The organism is Novosphingobium sp. UBA1939 (assembly GCF_002336885.1).
Classification (GTDB): Bacteria; Pseudomonadota; Alphaproteobacteria; order Sphingomonadales; family Sphingomonadaceae; genus Novosphingobium.
Genome location: NZ_DDFB01000147.1, coordinates 30,711 through 31,890, shown reverse-complemented (window position 1 = coordinate 31,890; position 1,180 = coordinate 30,711). Strand labels below are relative to the sequence as shown.

Here is a 1,180-nt window from a genome sequence, read left to right as displayed (position 1 = left end):
GGATGCTTGTGTTCGGGAGATCGGGCATTTCAACGCTGATGGGCAACGATTCACCGAATAATGCTGCGAATTTGGACTCGTTTAACCATGACGAAGGCAGGGTTCCGGCGGCTTCGGCCCATGACCTTGAGGCAATGCTGGCGCGGCCGGCGCTCAAGGCGGGCATTTGGAGCCGCTGGCTTGAATGGACGACGGACGGGGACTGAACCTTGGTGATCAACAGGCGCCTCACCCGCGCAGCCCTTTTGGGATTGGCGGCGGTGGCCGGCTCGATGGCGGGCACGGCTCCCGCGCACGCCAACAGCGCGGCGGTTGACTATTTCCGCAGCCGCGCGGATCGANNGCCGTTCCCTCGCTGCTGAGCCAGGACGACCGCCAGTATTACCGTGACCTGTTCGGCGCGATCGAGCGCGAGGATTGGGCGTCGGTCCAGTCGATGTTCGTCAAGCGCGCCGATGGCCCGCTCCATGCGGTCGCCCGCGCGCAATTCTATCTCGCCGCCTCGTCGCCGCGCATCGAACTCGATTCGCTGAACCAGCTTCTGGCGCAAGCGCCGGAACTGCCATGGGCCGAACAGATCGGCCGGCTGGCGATCAAGCGTGGCGCCACCGCTTTGCCGGTGCCGCTGCCCAGCACGCAGCAGCTTTTCGCGATGCCTTCGGTATCCAAGCGCATCCGCCCCCGCTCGATCGCCGATGGAACGATGCCGGATTCGGTCGCCAGCGCNNGCCTCGCTATCGTCCGACGCGCGCGCCGAATGGCGCCAGAAGGTCGGCTGGGCGTTCTACATCGAAAATCAGGATGCCGACGCGCGCGCCGTTTCGTTGAGCGCGGTTGAAGGCTCCGGCCCGTGGATTGCCGAGGCGCTGTGGACGGCAGGGCTTGCAAGCTGGCGCATGGACGATTGCCTTGCCGCCGCCGATAGCTTCGAAAAAGCCGCCGGGCAGGCCCAGAATCAGGAACTCTCCTCGGCCGCGCATTACTGGGCCAGCCGCGCGTGGCTACGTTGCCGCAAGCCCGAAAAGGTGACAGCGGCGTTGCGCGCCGCCGCCCGCAGCCGCGATACGCTCTACGGCATGATGGCCGCCGAGGCGCTGGGGCTGCGCGAAGGCCAGCTCGCCACCACGCCCGATTTCAGCAACGATGACTGGCAGAAACTGCGCGCGGTCAACAACGTGCG

Annotated in this window: 2 pseudogenes; both read left to right on the top strand. The window is 66.2% G+C overall.

Going from position 1 to position 1,180, the window contains the following annotated elements:
* A pseudogene (locus B3547_RS19755) lies at window positions 1–206 on the top strand (hypothetical protein); the annotation flags it as partial.
* Window positions 207–824: 618 nt separating this feature from the next.
* Window positions 825–1,180, top strand: a pseudogene (locus B3547_RS19750) (lytic transglycosylase domain-containing protein); the annotation flags it as partial.